This is a genomic window from Lysobacter sp. GQ73 (assembly GCF_059758755.1).
In genome coordinates, this window is the sequence record NZ_JCAXEE010000008.1 from 86,326 (window position 1) to 105,548 (window position 19,223).

Consider the following 19,223-nt stretch of genomic DNA (forward strand, 5'->3'; position numbering starts at 1 on the left):
AGGTCTCATTCCTGGATTTGTACCAGTAGGCTGGGTACCTGGAGAACAAAGCGTAATACATGGCCTCAGACCATGAGCATTTGCCGCGTCCAACCAAAAACAAACCGAACATGCCTGCAACCAGAACGCAGCCGATATAGATAAAAACGGGGATGCCGACCATGAAGGCGAGCAGTAGCCAGCCAGCAGTCGCGTTGAAAGGGACGGACCTAGTGACTGGAACGCCAAGAACGGCGGTATACAAGCAGCTGAAGGATATGAAGAGAAGCCCGAAGCCGACCGCTACCCCGGCGAAGCCCACGCAAGTGGTGAGAAGGTAGTAACGAGGCTGAAGCTTATAAGTCGCGGATTTTCTGCCGGAAAGTTCTCGCGAAAGCTTCATAAAGGACCTACGGCCTGGAGTAGGCCGAGCCGCGAAGCGGCTTCGGCTTGAACGGACTGTTAGGCCTCGGGCCAGTGATGGTGGATCGCGGCTCTATCGTGGGGTCTATCGGAGCCACGGTAACCATATACGTCTTCCATCTCCCACTTGCCATCCACGGTCGGCAGTCGAGAGCCGAGCAACTCTCTGCGCTGACCAGCCCCAAATTCGGCCAGACGATTACCTGGACGACCCTACATTCATCTTCCAACGTCAGTAACGTGGTGCCGTGACCGTCCGGCTGCTGGCGCAAAGTCAGTAAACCGACGACCTCCAGGTACCCATAGCTCGTGTAACCCAAGTGGCGCTTATGAACTCGCCAGTAGAGTCTCGGCGAAAACGTCGATATCCCTCTGGCTCAGATCGGTATTGTTGAGTACTACGAGCGTGCAGCGGCCGTCGAGGCGGTGGGCCAGTAGGGATCGATACCCCTCCAGACGGCCAGTCAGCCATGCGAACGCAGTGGGCTTGCCCGCGATCGCAACGGCTTTGACGCGTCCACCGAGCGCATAGGACTCGGCAGGAGCGAGTACGGTGCTCAAGGCAGCACGGGAACCCTCGCCGAGGAAGCCCGGCGCGTAAACGGCGCGCGCGAGGCGAACGAGATCGCCGGCCCGCCCGCAGTAGCCGCCAGCGGCCAAGGTGTACACGCTCTGCGGAAACATTTTTCGAATGGGCGGATGAGTCGATGCGTAGCCCGACGCCACGCGCCTGATTGCATCCTCGGTATAGCGCGGAACGATCCCAGCTAGGCCCAGCGGTTGCAAGGTGTAGGTCTTGACAGCGTCGGCGAAGGTGCGCCCTGTTGTGGTCTCCACGATCCCTTGCACGATGACCCAGTTGGTGAAGTCGTAGGCGAACTGGCTGCCGGGCTCGAACTTCAGGTCCCCCGAGCAGAACGCGCTGATGGCTTCGGCTGTGGTGAAAGACCGTTTCCACAATCCAGGGTCGGCCTTCGCGTCGAAACGATTGGGGATGCCGCTGGTGTTCGACAGCAGATGCTTAAGCTTCACTCTCTTCCCGGTATCGGGACGGGATTCGCTCAGGTAGTCCGCGATGCGCCCCTCCAGGGCTAGAACGCCTCTGTCTACCAATCGCATCACCGTCACGCTGGCCAGCCATTTTGTGATCGATGCCAGGGGATACAACGTCCGGGTCGATGCTGCACGGCCGGCTTCGATGTCGGCCATGCCGTATGCACGGCGAAACACGGTCCGCCCGTCGTGTTCCAGCCAAACGACCCCGTAGAATCCGTGCGCTTGGGCAAAGGACTCCAGTACCGGCCGCCAAACGGGCTCAGGCACGGGTGCCGCTCCCAAGCCGAGCGGCAACGCCTGCGCGACCCCGGCGACTGACGCGCCGAGAAACGCTCGCCGTGTCCATCCCATTCGCGTCATCCGTTGCGCTTCCTATACCGGGCCGATGGTTACGCTATCCCGTCACCGAGGCGATGGCAGATGCCGATCGTCATGCCCGCGTGCCTCCCGCCGCATATATGCAGGCCGACGGCAAACTTGGGTTTCTCAACAATCACCTGGCTATTCAGATACTTTCGGCCCAGTCAAATATCGGGGCGCTCCTACGCCCTGCACGGCCGCCGTTGACGTGCGCCAGGCTAACCCCGATCCGCCCCCACGCCCCTACCGCCGCAGGTGCCCCGGGCCTGACCGCGCTGGACCGGCTACACGCCGCGGCCGCAACGCGCCCGCTGGCCGTTGCGCGTCCGGCCACCACGCGGCGTCATAGGGATAATCGCTACCGGGGCTGCATCTTTCCGCCGAGATATCCCCTTGCCGCACTGCCGCCGACACCCGATTTCCGCCGACGCCGGTGCAAAACGCGACTGGGGCCGCTACCGCACCCCTGTTCCTCGACGGCGCACGGATGTCGGTGGCGATGGACTCCAAAATCGGCAGCAGCATCATGGGCATGAGCAGCGAGGAGCTGATTACCCAGACCGGGAGCGCGACGCCGCATCGGTTTCACGAGATCCCGTTGGTCACACGCATCGAGCAACAGGGTCTGCCGGCCTCGGTGACAAGTAACTTCGAGATTCGTCTGCGCCGCAGCGACAAGCAACCGCTGATGCGTGGCTTGAACCATTTTCAACTGCTCAGCGATGGCGAGCGCTGATGGATAGTGTCCAACGTGGGCGTCAAATTTCGCGGTCAACTGCAGCGCCTAGGCCGAGCCGCAAAGCGGCTTCGGCTTGATGAACCGCCAGCAGAAAGTCGCGGATCCTCGGCCTCTGGAAATCTGATCTTCACGGGTAGCTGATTGATGCACGGTTGAACCTGGGGTAGGTAACGCCATTGCGCCACTGCATCAACAATCGAGTGTGGGCTGATGTCGATCAGTTGACGTTCGGCTGTTTCGGCATTTTCCAGTAGGTGACGTTGCCTCGAACTTCGACCACTGGGATCTGATCGTAGCCGCGCGCCTGGTCGACCACGTAGATGCCATATCCCGGCGCGCGCTGGGGCAGCGAGGGGTAGTAGCGCACCTTTAGTTCCTGGTGCTGTCCCGGCGTGGGACGTTGGCCGTCGAACACATGCCATGGCAGCACGAACCAGTCCGAGGCCGGCTGCGGCATGTGATCGACCCATTTCAGCTTGCGCACTTTAAGGCAGCTGCCAGGCATCGGCGCGCGCATCGCGCGAACGCAGTCCTGCGGCTTCGGCGCCACCTCCAAGCTCAACGACTCGCCCTTGACGCCGTAGGCCGCATCAATGGTGTGCAGGATCAGGTGGGTACGATCGGCTCCGATCAGATGCAGGCGCTGGACTGCGCCGCTGCCTTCCAGCCAGTACTCGAATGGGGGGCGCAGGTGGTCGCGCAGTGTATCGTCGGTGACAGCGCTGCGCTCGTGCGGGGTGCCGATGAGGGTCATCGCCATGCCCTCGCCTTTGGCGACGATGCGGTTGCCGATGATGCGGTAAACCATCGAATGCGAATTCAGGCCGCCGCGGACCGTCATCTGGTCGCGTTCGAAACTGACCTCGATCTGATTGATCGCATCGGATTGCAGCAATGGCAAGGCGGCGCCGTCGGCGCGCGTGGCCAACTGCACGATCCATTGATACTCGGCGAGTTCGCGCGCGCTGGCCGCGCGGCGCGGCAGCTCGCGCGGACCCTCGTTGGATGCGGGCGGCGCGCTGCAACCCGACATCGCGACCATCAGCGCAAGCCACCCGCCGATGGGAAAGATCGAAAGCACCAGCGTAAGTCCGAGTTGTGCGAAACAGCTACGCGTCTCCGACATGAGACCCCCGATTTCGGCAGAGCATCCAGCCTGCATGGTGCACGAGTGACAGCGCTACCGACCAAAGTTGGAGAACGCGTGGCCCGTCACGCTTTTTACGGCGTCTACACCGTCCACGCCGATGCGCCGGGTGCAGCGCTCATCCATGACGCATGGCCTCTTTCTCCCGGGGTGCACCGTGGCCGGATCGGCCCGTGCCGTCAACTCGGTCGCCCGTTCAGGGCATAAGTCTCCCGCTTGGGGCCGACCGTGTGCGGTTCGATCGGCGGGCTCAACAACATCGGCTGCTCTTCCTGATGAAGAAGCCGCGTCGGGCAACGAACGCAAAACATGTCGAGGCAACGCCCATCTCGTGCCGGCCTCCTCACGGATGTCGGGAGAGCGGCGCACCGATTGTGCGGAGCCTCTCGTTATGTTCGCCCGCATACCCACCCTGTTGGTTGGCGGCGGCCGTCACAGCACGTTGCGCTTCCCGAACCGATATCGACGATTACTCATCGACGTATCGAGATCAGTTAAACATTTGGCTCCATTCGCGCCTGAGGTCACTCAAATGCGACTGCCCCCAACCTCTACCGCCCCAACTGCCACGGTATCCGCCGCCCCAACCGCCACCGCCCCAACCACCGCCGCCCCAGCCGCCGCCCCAACCACCACCCCAGCCGCCGCCCCAGCCGCCCAGTGCTTTTAATGGAGCAGCCGCTCTTCTAACCGGGTCGATCGAGTACGCGTGCATATGGCCAGAGACCACTTGGCTGATACCCACCTCCCATAGCCCGTTGTCGCTCAATGCAACCGCCCGACTGGAAAACCCGCCCAGCGTGCCCAGGTCTTCAATCCCATCGGTTGGTGTCCATCGAAAGGCGTGGCTCCGCCCAACTGCAGTCTGACCGACACCGACGATATGGCCGTTGTCGGCGATATCCACGGCGCGAACCCAGAACCCGCCCAACGACCCGATATCCAAGCCCTCTTCCAGCGCGGGGATTCCGTTCGGTGCCCATACGAAGGCACGGCTCAGTCCATCGTCGGTGACGTAGTTGCCGACGATGATGCCCGCCTCGTTCATATCCTCGACCGTCAGCTGCTGCCGTGACTCGCCTGAGACGTCCAAGTAGTCGAGATAGGTCAGCTGGCTCCCATTGGGCGTCCAGCGCACGGCAACAACGTCCCCATCCACGTCTTCGCATGTGCCAGCGACGAACTCATCGTCGTTGATCGCAGTGGCAACGCAGTTCGAACCGCCTTCCAGCCGCGGCAGCTCACTGGCGGCGTAGCCGCCCAGCAATCCACGCTGCCAGCGAACCGCCACCGATCCACCATCGCGCAACTCACAGGTTCCGATCACGACGGGTTCGATCGCATCGGTCATGTCGGCCACACTGCACTCCGTGCTACTGGGAAGCAAAGGCGGCAACAGGCCCAGCTCCGGCAAGTTGGTTGGATTGACCTGGCCCGCCCGCCAGATCACTGCGCGCGCGCCACCGCCGGCCTCAATGCTGGTGCCCGCAACCACACCGGAATGGTTGATCAACCATGCTTCGGCTTTCGCATGGCCTGCCAACGGGTTGAGGCGTTGCGGGCCGCTGCCGGGCAGCGAGGTAATCCAACGGGCCGGGAAATGCTCCCCCTTTACGCCTTGCTCGCAATTGCCGGCTGCGATATTGCCATTATTGATGTCGTACACGTCGCAGGGGCCCTCCATTTCGAGCGCCGCCAGCGGCATCGGTACCGCAGTGCCTGGGGCCCAGTACGTTGCGACGATGTCGCCGTCCGCATCTCGACAGGTGCCGATGACTGCGCCGTTGTCGTTGGCGTTCTTTGCCGAGCATGCATTTCCACCCAATGTGCCGAGCTCGGTCATCTGCGCGATAGACGACGGAGCGTAAAAGAGTGCTGAGGATCCCAAGATGGTTGCGGCGAGATACCACGGCATGTATGACATGCGAGCCTCTGATTCGGGTTGGCGATCAAGATTGATCGCCCATAAATCTTGGTCCCCGTTGCACTCGAAATCTGCAGTACCGGATGGCACTTATTGGCTCACGCTTTCTCACCATTCGGATTTGTGGCAAGAAACACGCCCCATCTCAATCATCGTCGAGCCAGTACCGGTGCTTGGGACCGAAGTGCCTCTACCCGGAATCGACGATTCCGCTTGCGTGTTGTCCGGCGTCGCCACGGCCGCACGAGGCACACCGCGCAGTGATCCAGCGAGGTGGCTCGCCCGACATCGCGAGCGAAAGCGGTCGACGGACTCGTTTGCCCATCGTCGGGAGGAAGTCGGCCGCCGATCGAGGACGCGCTTCTACTTCCTGGTCGGGCGCCGCGCCCCTTCCGGCGGGGCTGGCATCCAACCCACGATTATCGCGAACGAGGACTGCTGCTTTGCAGGCGACCGGTTTTAGGCGCGTAAGGGGCGCGGTGGTAAACACGGCCGAATCGAGGGAACCGGGAGACCGCGAATACCCGATGATCCATCTGATATTGTATTGCCCTTCTCCCTGTGTCATAGGCGGCTGCGCGTCCGTCGTGAGACTGGGCACGCATAGCGCAACGCGATGACCGCGTCACGGGGTTGGCCGACATTCTGCTCGGGCGAATGAGCCGCCACGCTCGCCAGCATATTTCGAAACCACTCGTGATGCATACCGCTCATTGCAATTACAAGCACGGCCGCCGACCGAAGTTCCTTCAAGACTGCTTCTACTGGAAAGGGCGCGGGTACCGATATTCAGGCCTCGCGCCTGAAGCAGTCATGTCGCCGGCGGGATGGCTGAGTGACGATCCTTGGATCGCATTGGCGTCGATCCTGGAAAGCGCGAAGCGCGCGGACTACAGCCATGTATCCAGGCTGAAAAAGTGGATTCTGGAAAAGGACTGCGATCCGACGCTGGTCTCGGCCTGCCTGGGTCTGACGGCGGACGCCGGGCTCGATACGGACCTGGAGTTCCTCGCCGAACTCATGATCGAAGGGCCGAACTATCTGCGCATCGAGGCCAGTCTGGCGGCCCAGTGGTCCGGCATTCTTTGGCTGATGCCGTTCATGCTTGAAGCTTGGCGTGCGCTACCTCGTCGAGCCGACCGGGCAGCGATAGAGGCAAACATATCGAATCTGCTCGATCCGATCGAAGCCGAGCCCGAGTTTTACGACAGCGGTCTGAGCGAGATCGAGTACTCGGAAGCTGTCGAATCGCGGATTGCCGAATTGAAGTGTGGTTCTGGCGGCGACGGAGTTTCGATTTCGGGAGGCATGCCTGTCGATATGAATCGACAAGTTCGATCCATGAGGGAGTATCTGCTGTCCGAACGCGCGGGCGAATGGACAGACTGGGGAGGTTTTCTGATTTGGAGACGTAAATTCGAAGTCTATTCGGGAGTCGACTGCTCCAGCTTCTATGGCGGCAACGGCGTATTTCAGCCCCGTAGCGCGGCAGCCGTACTCGATCGCTACCTGGCGTCTCCCATGCACTTCGAAGCAGGCCGACGCTATTTCTTCGGCCAGTTGGTGCCATGACAGGCGGCTAGCGGTCCAGGCGATCCATTCGGCCCCAATCAAGATTGTTTCATTTCTCGAGCTTAAGTTCCGCACCGACGCATGCACTAGACGTTCCGCTCTCAAGCTGTCCGACGCTAGCAAACGAGCGCTCCACTTGATACGCCCTGGCTGTATAGAGTGAATGGCAGGCGGGTTAGGCCAAATCTGGTCGGCTAGGGGCTGGCTAGATAGCCTGCGTCTATATCTCTCTGTGTATGCCAAGGTGTCGAGACTGGTTCGAAGCCGGTAGCCGTGGGCGCATCAGACTTGGCCATCAACCGCGGCGGCTAAGCCGAGCCGCGAAGCGGCTTCGGCTTGGGTGAATTGCTAAGCGCCGCATGGAATACGACAGGCATTCTATTGACCATATGGATTGTTTGCGGGGTTGCCGTTGAGATCTGTCCAGATATCGTCAGGCAGCGAGCGATCCCGGATACAAACCCTATCGTGATCAGGGTATGTGATGTGGTCTATAGGAACCCGCGTACCAACGACCAAGCAGCGAGTCGGTGCGTTGCTGCGGTTCTCAAGAAAGTGACCGACCGATACTCCAGCTTTGAAAGTTGCGGCGTCGCCGGCGCGGAGCTGCGAGACCTCATCGCCTTCGATCAAGGTGATTTCGCCGTCAAGAATGTAGACCAACTCGTCTTCAGAGCTATGCCAATGCTTGATGGAAGAACGGGAGCCGGGTTGAAGCACCTCGATGAAGGCGCCGAACTGGGTGAGCGCACCTGCTTCACTAATCCACAGTACGCGGTTCGGCTCTGATGAACCTTCAGCAGGGCATTCTTCAGAAATGAAGCGGTCAGGAGTGATGACTGGCATGAGTGAAATGAATTGTTAGCCGTCTTAGTGGGAAAGCTCAACGATCAGATCTGAAGTTTCATTTGGACGGTACTTGAACTCATAGGCAGCGACATGGTCGAACGGCGAATTGCCGCTGGTTGGACCGCAATTGACACAGCAGATCGTAAATTCTGGACGGAGGTCCATTGAATCAAGCAGCCAGCGAATGGCGACTCCCTCGACAATTACTGGGCGTGGCTGCTCGATGAGCTGAACAATCATTCTCGTTAGGTGATCAAGGTGGTAGGTGAATCCCTGGCCGCCCATCAGGAACAGATCCGTTTCCAAGAGAGACACATTGAAGTGCCAGGCGAGATAGCGACCAGGAGTTGTTTTGCCCGACCCGGTGCGGCCATCGATTGCGACAATCTTGCCGGGAAATCCAGCAAGAACCGGCGTGAGCGCCGCCGTCGCAAGATTGTAGGAGTGCGAGGAAAGTGACATTTATGATTCGCACCTGAGTAAGCGGAACCCCGAAGCAGCTTCGACTTGAATGAACTGCCGGGCGATTCTATCGGATGCTCGCGTTCGCACCGATGCCGCTCAACTCGCGATATTGTCCCGTGTCGCGATTTCCTCGACGATCGTATCGATCGCCGCTTCCATGGCGTCGGCGGTCTGGTCGCCGCTCTGGTTGGTGATGATGAATATGCCAAGATCATATTTCGGCACGATGTAGATGTAGCACTGCGACCGCGGCACGCCGCCGTGGTGCACGTAATAAACACCCTTCAAGCGGTCGCCAGCGACAATGCTCCAAAAATAGCCGATGCTGAACTCGGAATCGAATTTGACCAAGGTTCGGTGCGATTCCTTCACGACTGGGCCATTGGCCAACTGGTACTTCAGGTACTTCATCATGTCCGGGACGGTTGCTTTCACATTCCCGGATGCGCCCCAGGGCAACTGCGGCATCGGTGTGGTCGGAACCGGGTTGTCGCTGTGGTAGCCGATCGCCAGCCGGTTCGCTTCGGCATCGCCGAGCCTGATACGGATGTCCGTCATCGCCGCCGAATCGCGGAGAAATTCGCGCAGCAGCAACTCGTAGTCGCGCTTGTAGACCGTCTCGAGGATATGCGCCGTCAGTTCTGTGCCGGAGCTGGAGTAGGCGTACTTGTTTCCGGGTATCCGCGGAATCTCGACAGCGTGCAGATCCTTGAAGAAGTCCGCCTTGCCGTAGCGCGCATAGATGACATTGAGTTCGGTAGGCGTGCGCCGGTCGGTGAAGCTGGCGAGTACCGTATTCGCGCGCTGGGGCAACATGTTCGGCAGGCCGCTTGTGTGCGACAGCAAGTGGCGGATGCGGATGGGCTCGCCCTTGTACTGCAGATTTGGATAGGGCTCGCTCAGATACATCTGGACGTCGTCGTCGAGACTCAGTCTGCCTTGCAGGACGGCATTGGCCATCAGGGTTCCGGCAAGGGTCTTGCTCAACGAGCCGATTTCGTAAAGGGTCGCGTCGGTCGGAGGGTTCGGCTTCCCGGCATGCATATCGCCGCGATGGCGGATGATTTCCTTTCCTCTGTACACGACCCCGATCGAGGTCGAGTGAAGCAGAGGCTGCTTGATCAGGTTAGCGGCGACTTCATCAATTACGGTTCCCAGGTCTTTCACCGGGGTGTCCGCGCGGCTGCAGCCCGCGATCGAGAAGGCTGCGGACAGTATTAAGCAGCCAAGCCACAATCTGTTTTGAACCATCATCGAATTCGCTTGCATGCGCTGGCGCCGTGAGGAGATATCAATAAGGCGCTCAATATACCCGAGTGTCAGAAAGATGACCGGACCGGCGAGTCTTCCCTGCACGGCTCTATGTCCATGACGAGCAAGTGGCACTTTGGTGAGAAAATTCTGCTTCGCTCGTGCAAGGCCGGAACCAAGTGAGCGGACCGGCTCAGCGTCTTTCGACACTTTTGATTGCTTAAGTCCGACGGTGGCATCGCCCGTACGTATACGGCGAGTACTTCCTCTGCCGCACCGCCAAGGTGCAGGGCCGAGTAGCCTCTAGGAAAAGTTGCTTCCGGCTCGTAGTTTGGTGATGTAATCCGAGCATGACCGACTGCGCTTACGGCCGATCGCGACCACGCGCATCACCTCGCCCTCGATCATCGCGGCGGTGCCCGCGGCGACCTGATCCAGCCCGCGGCCCGACGCCAGTTGCACGATGAGCATCGTAGCGACCATCGAATCGACCAGCATCGCGGTCGGGTAAACGTCGCACTCACCAGATCGTTGTCATTTTTCGCCAAAAGAGCGGCGCATCGCTTCGAGTGCATTGAAGAACCAGCAAGCTTTAAATTTGCCACTCGTGAGACTGCGTGAGCAACGGCGGAAGGAGAATGGCCGTCACGATTTCACAGTCAACGGAGTGCAATGCTCATGTCAGCAGGCGACCAGAGCATTGGCAGGACGACGAAATTTCCGAAACTCGCCTCAACTTTAAAGCCGAAGCGGTGCACGAGAACCTCTGCCGCGCGGATCAATCCACAGATAGGTCGCACCCGTTACATGTTATCCAGTGACATCTGGATAAATCTTCGTCCCAAGGGGGGGCAGCCGTAAGCGGAATGTCCGTGCCCGATTCAGCTTTTTGCTGACATTTCCCGGTCTATGTCCATATTCGTCGGGCTACTCGCCGTCGACGACAGTCGATGGAACGCATCATTTGCACGAATTTGCATCCCGGAGCAAATTTTCAGCGATGGAACAGCTGGTAAGAACAACTGCTTGAGAGGAAAGGAATGCAGGTCGCACGGATCCACATCGAGAACTTTCGAGGGGTTAAGGACGCTACGTTCGACTTCGTCAAGCACTCCAAATCGCCGTGCTACTCAAAACCGGGGGGCGTCGCCCGTAAGTTTCGCTGCGTATAGCAACTACCGTTCGCTAGTCTGCGAGGAGAAGATGCCGTGGCCAGTTCTCGATTTCGCGTGTTCTGTTACTTGCTCCCCCTTTCGGCCTGCATTGCCATGGTGGGGATCTCGCATGCGGCGCCTGTTTGGACGGTGACTGGCGAGGCAAACACCGGCAGCGTAGACGTCAGTCTGGAAGTGAAGCTTCCTCTCTTGGGATGGCAGAAGGTACCCATCTCCGTCCCTCCAATTGCACAGGCGGTACAGCCCCCGACGGGCGGCTCCGATGAAGAAGGGCTGCCCGAAGTCGACGTTCCCTTGGGAACCTTGGATATTCTGAGTGCGGAAGGGCTAAGGAATAGCGCTGAGAGCGCCACAACCAGCAGTTCGGGGGCGGGCGTAGCCGACGCCTCTGTTAATGAGGTGGTCTTGCTGGACGGACTGATCTTGGTTCGAAATTTGGTGGCGTTCGCAGAAGTATCTGGTAGCCGCGCCAACAACGGAACGCACACGTTCAGCCAAGAAGGTAAAACGTACGCGCAGGAGATTCTGATCAACGGAAGCCCAACGTTGAGCGGAGAAATACCACCGAATACGGAGGTGCCGCTGCTGTCGACGCTGCCCATCACTATCAGCGTTCTCGGCATTCCCATTTCCCTCCAGTTGCCCTTCTCAGGAAACGTGATTGTCAACGAACAGATTCACGATGGTGATTTCGGGTTAATCGTTAATGGTCTACGGGTGAAGGGCGCAGGAGAGCTGCCAAACTTGGCGAGGTTAAGCGTTGATGTTCTTGTGGCAGGTCCATCGGAAGAACCGAACCCAGGCCTTCCAAACTTTCAGTACCTCCTTACAGAAAAGCCAGCAGCTGAGAAGCAGCAGCTCTGCGACACCAACAAGAATTTTTGCCAGACCACCTGCGGAGGACCCGCCAAGGTGGCCGAGAATTTCTGCTCAGCGACGACGCAGGGATGGGGCTGCGGTTGCACCGACAAAGTACCCGATCTCGTGGCCTATCAGTGGCCAATCAATCAGGAGCACTGCACCGGATCAGGCGCAGCTTGCCAAACGGCTTGCCAGAGTTTGCCAGCGAATCAGCAGGCGCAGTGCGTTCAGACGTGCGCGGAGGTATACACACAGACGTGCGGGACGTCAGAGCAGCCGCCGGCGTACTACGCCGTGCCAGAGCCAGGTCAGTCGCCAAAATACGTAGGTATTCAATAGGACACATTAGCAATGCCATTCATCCCACGAGGGGGCCAATGAACAAGGAACGCTGGGTTCGTGCTGCGCTTGCGATGTTCATCGCTCCTTGGGCAGGAGCGATCGTCGTCCTGGTCACTGGCGTAATGGCGCCCCTGTGGTCGGGCGAAAGCTCCGACTTGCTTGGCAAGCAGGTGCTGGCATTGGTGAAGATCGAGCTCGTACTCTCCTATATTGCGATTTCTATTCTGGGTTTGCCGCTGCATGGGTTGCTGATTGCGGTCAACGAACGAAGAGCTGTGAGCTACGTGGGCGGCGGCATAGTTTTGTTCGGCGGTGTATTCTCCGCCGTGATAGCTGTAAGCAGTGGCTGGGCTGGCCTCCTATCCCTGTATGCCAGCCCAGGATTCTGGATTCTCTTTATGGTGCCTGCTGCTGCTGTCAGTTGGACGGCTTGGTATGTAGCGGTGGGGGCGGGTTCCTAGTGGCTACGTACCAGAGAATGGAGCCACTCAAGCGCACGGCCGCAGCTCGGGCGCCATTGAAACGTATGGTAGATCTTTGCGGCTTTCTCGTCCGCAGTCAGCCCCATCGCGCATCGAGCCAATTACCGCGCATACCCGATGCGCGCCCTTGAGCGGCAAGATGTGACTGCCGGTGATAGGCGCCGGGCAGCTGACGCAGCTGCGCGTGATGTTGCGGGATCAGCTATCGCTTCGCCCAGCTAGCTTCTCTGGCGTTGCACGGGCAATCGGCGACCTCAGAGTCAGCGTCCTGGGTCAGTAGCTAGCGGAAAAGCAGGGGCCGTACTGGCTGACGTGCTCAAGCAATGGAAATTGCATAAAGAAAGGCCCCGTCTCCGGGGCCTGCTTGGTTATTGGTGGCGTCCATCAGGGAGCACTATGGAAGGGTGCTCGCTCTGGCCCAGTTCTTCACAGAGAAAGCTCGCAGCTTCTCGATGTGTACGAGCAATCCATGATCATTATCGACCATCGCATCGCATTCCACCGGTATAGATCCCACGAACAAGTCCACCAGTTGCTCACCCTTGTACTCAACTAAGAACATAACAGGATCCCCAAGCAGCCGTATCAGAACTTCTCGTTCTTCTTCATCGAAATCATGAATGAGCTTATTATCCTGCAAGATGGAAAGCCAATCGCCACCTTCTTCAATAGTTACTTGAGTGCTGGCTAACTTAGCCCCTCCTCGACTGATCATCCATTCCACTGGCGACCAAGGGCAGTCATGGCCTAACGCAAGAATCAATGAATTCATGGTTTGACAACCTCAATTATAAGAGTCTCACAGTTTGTGGCCGCACAGCTTCTAAGTATGGACGGCTTAAGGTCGGGACCATATCCGAGCGTCGGAAGGCCCGTAGCATTTTCAGTTCGCTGCAATTGCGAGGTAAGCCCTTTTCCTCCGCCAGATTTTACCTGTATTACGCCATTGGCGAGAAGGATGTCAGCATCTGTAACAAGTTTGCCAAGATCATCATAAATAGGCACGTTTACACCCTTGACGTGGCCTGGGTATGCAGCCTCAATCTTGTTCGCTAACGCACCGACGAGCGGATCCGCCGAACTGAATGTTCTTGTGTTCGCAGTGGTCTTGCATATTGCTAGAGCTGCGGCCCCAGCTGTTGCGCTCGCCGCATTTAACGATGTGCCGCTTGCGAACTCACCTAATGCGATCGCTGCTGAGTTTATTCGCGGTGAGTAAGGGAGCAGCGCGAGACTCGCCGAGGACCCCAGTAGGCCGAGGATCGAGGCGCCACCGAGTATTGCAAGTCCACCTACCGCATACCCTTGTCCGGCGCTCGGGGTTTCCCACCACACCTTGTAGCCGCCGTTGTTGCCGGAGAACGGGGCCTCCAACCCGAAGCGGTCAGACAGCGTCAGCGGTCGGCCGCCTACATAACCGTAGGTACTGATGCCACCCCGAAGACCGATGGGGTCGCTCTGGATATATCGGCCTGTAGCGGGATCATAATCACGGAAATAGTTGTAGACGAACCCGCTGCCGGCGTCGAACCGTTGCCCAGGGAAGCGCATGTTAAACACGAATGGCATGCCGTCCAGGTCCGGATCCTGGTTCGGAACATCCTTGCCGAACGCTTCGCCCCTGGCATCCCACGTCCATATGGCGACATTGCGGACCGGGTCGATGACCGCGCGGGGCGTGCCCAGAACGTCGGTTTCAACGTACTTCGTAGACTGGGTACTGCCACTGCCGGCCAGCACGCCGATCGGCACTCCGTCCAGCCATACCGCTTGTTGCTTGGCGACGCCGGTAGCTGCGTAGTCGCCGTTCCAATTGCCGAACTCGTCGTACAGGGTGTAGGTCGTGGTTGTGCCGACCGTTGCCGCGATCCGCTCGCCCAGGGCGTTGTAGCGATAAGTTGCCCTGACCGCTCCATTCAGCTTCACCTCGGGCAGCCGGTCGTTGGCGTCGTAAGCAAGCTGCTTGGCAGTGGTTCCGATGCTGAGGGTGTTGCCGACTGCGTCGTACGCGCGATTTACGGTACCGACCCGGGTGAGGCGATGATTGCCGGTCGGGACAAGTACGAAGGGAGAGAAACATGAGCCATGAGGCGAGGACAGGAAATGTCGTGATCTACGCGCGGTCGGACGTGCCGGATCCCGGCTCCATCCTGCAGCAGTAAGCGCAGGCCCAACGCGCGGCCGAGGAAGTCTTCGGCGAATCGGCGACGGTCACCTACTGCGACGACGGCATGGTGGGCTCAACCGTCCGGCGCCCCGGTCTGCAATCGATGCTCCGGCACATGGATGCAGGGTTCGTTCGCGCCATCGTGGTGGCGTCCGACGACCGGCTGACGCGATCGTACATGGACGATCTGCGCCTGAGGGTTCGATTTGAACTCTCAGGTGTGCCGCTCATCGTTGCGAAAGGGGCGCCAGTCGACGTCTCGCAGAAAGCTGAGGCCGTTCCGGACCGGAGCACTACTCGCGACAGCTTTAGAGCCGGCGCTTCACTGTGGCTGGCACGCGCGCTGACGGCGCTGCGAATCAAGAGAACTTAAGGAGTCCCCATGTCGAGCGTTAGCAAACCCGTTCGAGTTGCCGTCTACTGCTACTCCGAAGCCGTCGACTCCGACTTTATCGCGTATCAGCGCTACGTGGTCCAGCAGGAGCTCGCCGCGAGGCTCGACCGCGCGCCGGTGATCTCTCGCTACGTCGACGCTGGCGTCTGCAGTCGGACCGAGGTCAGGCCAGAATTCAACCGATCAAGCGGTAGTCCGTGGCGCGAACGGTATGGGCTACAAGAGCAAGGCTTGGACTACGCGAGAAGGGCGTGTCCGTACGCCCCAACCGCACGACAAGAGCACCATCCACAAGATTCTGCACAACCGAACCTATCTGGGTGAGCTGAAGCATCGGGACCAGTACTTCACCGGTTGCCATCCGCCCATCATTGATACGGCGGTCTGGGAGAAGGTCCAGGCTATTCTGGCCAGCAACGCAACGGCCAGGGGAAACTCCAGCCGAGCCAAGGTCCCCTTTCTGCTGAAGGGACTGGTGGTCGGCCCAGATCGCCGAGCGATGACGCCTTATCACACGGTCAAGGGCAAGGGACGTTTGTATCGGTACTACATAAGCACCGCGCAGAAGCACCGCGCAGATTCATGAGGGTACGGCGGCGGCGCCCTTCCCGAGGCTCCCGGCCGACGAGTTGGAAGGCATCGTGGCTGGCTATATTCGCCAAATGCTGAATACACCGGAGATGCTTGCGGCGATCGTTGCGCAGTCGGAGGCCTCTAAGGCTGGACTGGATGAGGCGGTAATCGTGGTGGCGATGCGGCGGTTCGATCAGGTTTGGGAGGCGCTGTTTCCCCCAGAGCAGCAAAGGCTAGTGCGGCTGTTGATCGAACGGGTCGTGGTCAACCACGAGTCGATGGAGATCAGATTTCATCCCAATGGTGTGCTCTCGCTGGCCGACGAGCTGGGCCGCGAAGGGCTGGCGGCATGAGGCCGGTAGTCGGTACCGCCGGAGCGCCACGCGTCGTGCGAAGTAGCGACGGCGCGTTAACCGTGATCGTGCCGCTGAGCATCAGCCGGCGGGCTGGCCGGCGGCGCTACGGCCAAGCCCAGGACAGCGATGCCGCGACCAACGGGTCCCAGCTGACGTCGCTGCAGCGCGCGCTGGCCAAGGGCTACCGTTGGCGTGGAATGCTGGAAGGTGGCGAGATCGCCTCAATGAAGGAACTGGCGGAGACTGAGGCCACCGATAACAGCTATGTCGGACGCATCATTAACCTGACGCTATTGGCCCCCGAGATCATCGCAGGAATCTTGGATGACACCATTCCGGATGTGCAGATCGATCGACTTGGCATCAGCCCCCCGTTGCTCTGGTCCGAGCAGCGGCGACTCGTTGGGCTGGGGTCATAAACCCACAATAACTGGTCGCCAAAGCGGTGATCGATTAGTCTGAATATTCAAACATAAGGAAGATTACATGCCGAACATCGCTTCGCTACTTAAGGACGAGATCATTCGCCTGACCCGTAAGGAGTTCCGGCAACAGGTCGAGCCGCTGAAGAAGCAGATACTGGCGCAACGCAAGCAGCTGGCTGCGGTGAAGCAGGAGGTCGAAGCACTGCGGCGTGGTGCCAAGGCGGCGTCCAAGAGGCCCAAAGAGGCAGGCTTGGTTCAGAAGAATCCCGATGCTCCGGCAGTGGCAATCCGATACTCAGCCGCTGGACTTCGGAAACTACGCGAACGCCTCGGGCTGAGCCGGGACGCGTTCGCCCCGCTATTGGGAGCTAGCTCGCAGGCGATCTATAACTGGGAGCAGACGGATACTCGGCCACGGCAGGAATTTCTGGAGAAGATTGCTGCGCTGAGAGGCCTGAGCAAGAAGCAAGTCGAAGCGCTTCTCGAACAGCACGCGCCCAAGAAGGCGGCTCTGACAAAAACGGCCACCCGCAAACCGGCGGCCAGGAAGAAATCCGCCGCCACCCCCTGAAACTATTCGCTTGATCTACCCGGAGTTACTCCGCGTGGAGGGGCCGTTCGCGGAGGTGTCGGCGGATATGCATCGATCGAAGCAATCCGAATGGCAACTTGTCCTTGGCCCTAGGATTGGCGGCCTGAGTTGGGATCGGACTGGAACCAGTCGTTAAGCAAAGCTGACGCAGACTCCTTCGTCCAGGCTGACCCGCGAAGCGGCCTCGGCTTGAACGGACTGTTAGGCCTTGGACCAGTGATGGTGGACCGCGGCTCTATCGTGGGGTCTATGGGAGCCATGGTAACCACATACGGAGCGATCAAGCCAAGAATCGAGACGTTGGCCGGCTAGAAAATTTTCCAGATCAAAGCCAGGATGCCAAAGCCCTTGGGGCGAAATCTTTTTCACGTAGATGTGCAGATCAACAGATGCCCTAATAGCGGCAAGCGCTTCCAGCAGGCATACGCCATCTATGACCACGACAGGGAAACGGGTACGAAGATTTTCGAGGTCTCGCTTGAGATGATCTAGGCGCAACAGCCCAACATAGCTGTCCGCGTCTCTGTCATTTTCTACATAACTATCAAGGCCGACTCGGATTCCATCCATTTGCCGTGCTAGCTCAAACGCCAGCGTCGTTTTGCCGGAGCCGTCAAAACCATCGATGCCGACAAAACAGCCGGAGTCCTGTTTGACGGCTCTCACTCGGTGGACGACCTCATCGACGGTCCTTGTAATGTCCATGAAGTGTCCTCCGAGGCCTAACGTCTGAGTTAAGTCGAGCCGCGAAGGGGCTTCGGCTTGGATGAATTTTGGCGCTTACGCGACGTGAATGCCGTCTGATGCTGCGCTAGACAAGATATGATCCAAGTAGAAGTCTATAGAAGAGCACCATGCGGTAGCGTCGAGCTCCAGATGCCAGGGCTTACTGGCCTTTTCACCGTAGAGGTTTACTGCGCCCGACCAATGCGTGTAGGCGCTTTGAGTCTTTCGGTTGCGAGTAACCCAGTGCAGTTCAACACGCGTGGCATGGATAATCTTGTTGCATGATTCCCGGACGCTTAGTTTGAAATTGCCCGAATGCACTTTACCGAGTGGAATGTCCTCTAGCGCATACTTGTCGGCCCTTTCGAATACTAAAGAACGGATCTGGCCCGACATAGAGTCCTGAAAGATTCTTACCTTGGATGCGATCTCAATCATGTAGCCACTCACAATCGGCTTTATCTTGTGCTCGTAGTCGTTCCAGTCATCGTGGCCATATGGGTATGAGCCTTGGCAAATACCTGCGTTTCGGCAGTAGTTGCGACTGGCCGCCTGAAGCTGCTGCAGCAAAAATAGCTTTTCGATCACGCCTTCAAAGCCGAAGCTGTGTGTCATGAGTCCTGATGCCTAAGGTAAGCCGAGCCGCGAAGCGACTTCGGCTTGAAGGAATTGTTAGCGGCCGTACCGGAATCTACAAACCCGAGATCACCGTACAACACCTTCTGAGCTTGAGTAGCCTCAACGGAGACGAGGTCGTAAAGGCTCGCTGCACGTATCTCGCTTGCCGGAGTGTCACCCGCCAGCCACAGCTCAACGTTGTAGCCCTGGCCTAACACAGCGAAAAGATTCTCAAACTGCGCGCGCGCCGCAGTTGATAGGAACAGCTCATACTCATCTAATGTGCGGCGCAGACGCTCACCGTGCAGCAACAGGGAGAGATTTTCTTCCGGCCCGAGGGCCTCGGTTGTCGGCTCAAATTCTGACTGGGGCTCTAGTTCCGCGCTCCGCGCGTCTACATATCGGCGCAAACGGACCAAGTTGCCGGAAATGACCTTGAAGGCTGCGAGGCGCTCCGCATACAAGAGCTCACGGCGCTTTTGCTCTGCAGCCAAATTCGCCAGTAAACGGTCATACTCATGCTTGATAGAAGCTTCAAGACGGCCTTTTAGCCACCAGCCGAGCACGGCCGCTATGGCAGCCACCGCTGTTGAAACTTGGAGAAGTTCAGATAACTGCATAGGGCGCTAACGCCTGAATTAGGCCGAGCGGCGAAGCGGCTTCGGCTTGAATGGGCTGTCAGATCTTATCGCAAGCATGTCCTTTTCGATCTCACGATAGACAGCTTTCCATTGGGTGATGGTTACT

20 protein-coding genes and 1 pseudogene are annotated in these 19,223 nt (G+C 58.9%); 9 read left to right on the forward strand and 12 right to left on the reverse strand.

The window, feature by feature from the left end; all coding sequences use genetic code 11:
* Nucleotides 1-729: 729 nt before the first annotated feature.
* On the reverse strand, nt 730-1,818 hold the full coding sequence (locus tag AC6CH2_RS19570; protein ID WP_498270669.1) for a serine hydrolase domain-containing protein: 1,089 nt from the start codon (nt 1,816-1,818) through the stop codon (nt 730-732).
* A 499-nt stretch (nt 1,819-2,317) separates the two neighbouring features.
* Here AC6CH2_RS19570 and AC6CH2_RS19575 point away from each other — a divergent pair, with 499 nt between their 5' ends.
* A complete protein-coding gene (locus AC6CH2_RS19575) occupies nt 2,318-2,554 on the forward strand; it encodes a hypothetical protein (protein ID WP_498270670.1) in 237 nt (78 codons plus the stop codon).
* Nucleotides 2,555-2,774: 220 nt separating this feature from the next.
* On the opposite strand, the gene AC6CH2_RS19580 is transcribed toward AC6CH2_RS19575, so the two are convergent.
* Entirely contained in the window at nt 2,775-3,683 is a 909-nt protein-coding gene (locus AC6CH2_RS19580) for a hypothetical protein (RefSeq protein WP_498270671.1), read from the reverse strand.
* Nucleotides 3,684-4,194: 511 nt separating this feature from the next.
* On the reverse strand, nt 4,195-5,628 hold the full coding sequence (locus AC6CH2_RS19585; protein ID WP_498270672.1) for a hypothetical protein: 1,434 nt from the start codon (nt 5,626-5,628) through the stop codon (nt 4,195-4,197).
* 633 nt (nt 5,629-6,261) lie between these two features.
* Here AC6CH2_RS19585 and AC6CH2_RS19590 point away from each other — a divergent pair.
* Complete coding sequence (locus AC6CH2_RS19590) at nt 6,262-7,200, forward strand: hypothetical protein (RefSeq protein ID WP_498270673.1); 939 nt, start codon at nt 6,262-6,264, stop codon at nt 7,198-7,200.
* Between the two features lie 378 nt (nt 7,201-7,578).
* On the opposite strand, the gene AC6CH2_RS19595 is transcribed toward AC6CH2_RS19590, so the two are convergent.
* The 4 genes from AC6CH2_RS19595 to AC6CH2_RS19610 all read right to left on the reverse strand — a co-directional run bounded on the left by AC6CH2_RS19595 (nt 7,579) and on the right by AC6CH2_RS19610 (nt 10,263).
* Nucleotides 7,579-8,046 (reverse strand): cupin domain-containing protein, encoded by a 468-nt coding sequence (locus AC6CH2_RS19595; RefSeq protein ID WP_498270674.1) that lies wholly within the window; start codon nt 8,044-8,046, stop codon nt 7,579-7,581.
* A gap of 24 nt (nt 8,047-8,070) precedes the next feature.
* A complete protein-coding gene (locus AC6CH2_RS19600; protein ID WP_498270675.1) occupies nt 8,071-8,511 on the reverse strand; it encodes a nucleoside/nucleotide kinase family protein in 441 nt (146 codons plus the stop codon).
* Nucleotides 8,512-8,610: 99 nt separating this feature from the next.
* Nucleotides 8,611-9,783, reverse strand: a complete 1,173-nt coding sequence (locus AC6CH2_RS19605) for a serine hydrolase domain-containing protein (RefSeq protein ID WP_498270676.1) — start codon at nt 9,781-9,783, stop codon at nt 8,611-8,613.
* A 285-nt stretch (nt 9,784-10,068) separates the two neighbouring features.
* Entirely contained in the window at nt 10,069-10,263 is a 195-nt protein-coding gene (locus tag AC6CH2_RS19610; protein ID WP_498270677.1) for a hypothetical protein, read from the reverse strand.
* 710 nt (nt 10,264-10,973) lie between these two features.
* Here AC6CH2_RS19610 and AC6CH2_RS19615 point away from each other — a divergent pair.
* Together AC6CH2_RS19615 and AC6CH2_RS19620 are read left to right on the forward strand one after the other, a co-directional pair.
* Entirely contained in the window at nt 10,974-12,140 is a 1,167-nt protein-coding gene (locus AC6CH2_RS19615) for a choice-of-anchor P family protein (protein WP_498270678.1), read from the forward strand.
* A 38-nt stretch (nt 12,141-12,178) separates the two neighbouring features.
* Nucleotides 12,179-12,604, forward strand: coding sequence for a hypothetical protein (locus AC6CH2_RS19620; RefSeq protein WP_498270679.1), 426 nt, complete (start codon nt 12,179-12,181; stop codon nt 12,602-12,604).
* Nucleotides 12,605-13,019: 415 nt separating this feature from the next.
* Here the strand turns inward: AC6CH2_RS19620 and AC6CH2_RS19625 are convergent, their stop codons facing one another.
* Nucleotides 13,020-13,397 carry a hypothetical protein gene (locus AC6CH2_RS19625; protein WP_498270680.1) on the reverse strand — a complete coding sequence of 126 codons (378 nt, stop codon included), beginning with the start codon at nt 13,395-13,397 and terminating at the stop codon, nt 13,020-13,022.
* The gene (locus AC6CH2_RS19630; protein WP_498270681.1) at nt 13,394-14,551 is read right to left on the reverse strand and encodes an RHS repeat-associated core domain-containing protein; all 1,158 of its coding nucleotides are present in this window, start codon (nt 14,549-14,551) and stop codon (nt 13,394-13,396) included. The genes AC6CH2_RS19625 and AC6CH2_RS19630 overlap by 4 nt, the downstream gene beginning before the upstream one ends.
* A 254-nt stretch (nt 14,552-14,805) precedes the next feature.
* On the opposite strand from AC6CH2_RS19630, the pseudogene AC6CH2_RS19635 reads away from it, so the two are divergent.
* From AC6CH2_RS19635 to AC6CH2_RS19655, 5 genes and pseudogenes are all read left to right on the forward strand, one after another.
* Nucleotides 14,806-15,165 (forward strand): annotated as a pseudogene (locus AC6CH2_RS19635) (recombinase family protein); the annotation flags it as partial.
* A gap of 160 nt (nt 15,166-15,325) precedes the next feature.
* Nucleotides 15,326-15,772, forward strand: a complete 447-nt coding sequence (locus AC6CH2_RS19640; protein ID WP_498270793.1) for a recombinase family protein — start codon at nt 15,326-15,328, stop codon at nt 15,770-15,772.
* A 55-nt stretch (nt 15,773-15,827) separates the two neighbouring features.
* Nucleotides 15,828-16,112: a hypothetical protein gene (locus AC6CH2_RS19645; protein WP_498270682.1), complete on the forward strand. Its 285-nt coding sequence runs from the start codon at nt 15,828-15,830 to the stop codon at nt 16,110-16,112.
* Nucleotides 16,113-16,174: 62 nt separating this feature from the next.
* Entirely contained in the window at nt 16,175-16,534 is a 360-nt protein-coding gene (locus AC6CH2_RS19650) for a hypothetical protein (protein ID WP_498270683.1), read from the forward strand.
* A 67-nt stretch (nt 16,535-16,601) separates the two neighbouring features.
* Nucleotides 16,602-17,111 carry a helix-turn-helix domain-containing protein gene (locus AC6CH2_RS19655; protein WP_498270684.1) on the forward strand — a complete coding sequence of 170 codons (510 nt, stop codon included), beginning with the start codon at nt 16,602-16,604 and terminating at the stop codon, nt 17,109-17,111.
* Between the two features lie 222 nt (nt 17,112-17,333).
* Here AC6CH2_RS19655 and AC6CH2_RS19660 read toward each other — a convergent pair whose 3' ends face one another.
* The 3 genes from AC6CH2_RS19660 to AC6CH2_RS19670 all read right to left on the reverse strand — a co-directional run bounded on the left by AC6CH2_RS19660 (nt 17,334) and on the right by AC6CH2_RS19670 (nt 19,096).
* Nucleotides 17,334-17,837: a hypothetical protein gene (locus tag AC6CH2_RS19660; RefSeq protein WP_498270685.1), complete on the reverse strand. Its 504-nt coding sequence runs from the start codon at nt 17,835-17,837 to the stop codon at nt 17,334-17,336.
* A 75-nt stretch (nt 17,838-17,912) separates the two neighbouring features.
* Entirely contained in the window at nt 17,913-18,473 is a 561-nt protein-coding gene (locus tag AC6CH2_RS19665; protein ID WP_498270686.1) for a hypothetical protein, read from the reverse strand.
* Nucleotides 18,470-19,096, reverse strand: a complete 627-nt coding sequence (locus tag AC6CH2_RS19670) for a hypothetical protein (RefSeq protein WP_498270687.1) — start codon at nt 19,094-19,096, stop codon at nt 18,470-18,472. Before AC6CH2_RS19670 ends, AC6CH2_RS19665 begins: the two co-directional genes overlap by 4 nt.
* Between the last annotated feature and the right edge of the window lie 127 nt (nt 19,097-19,223).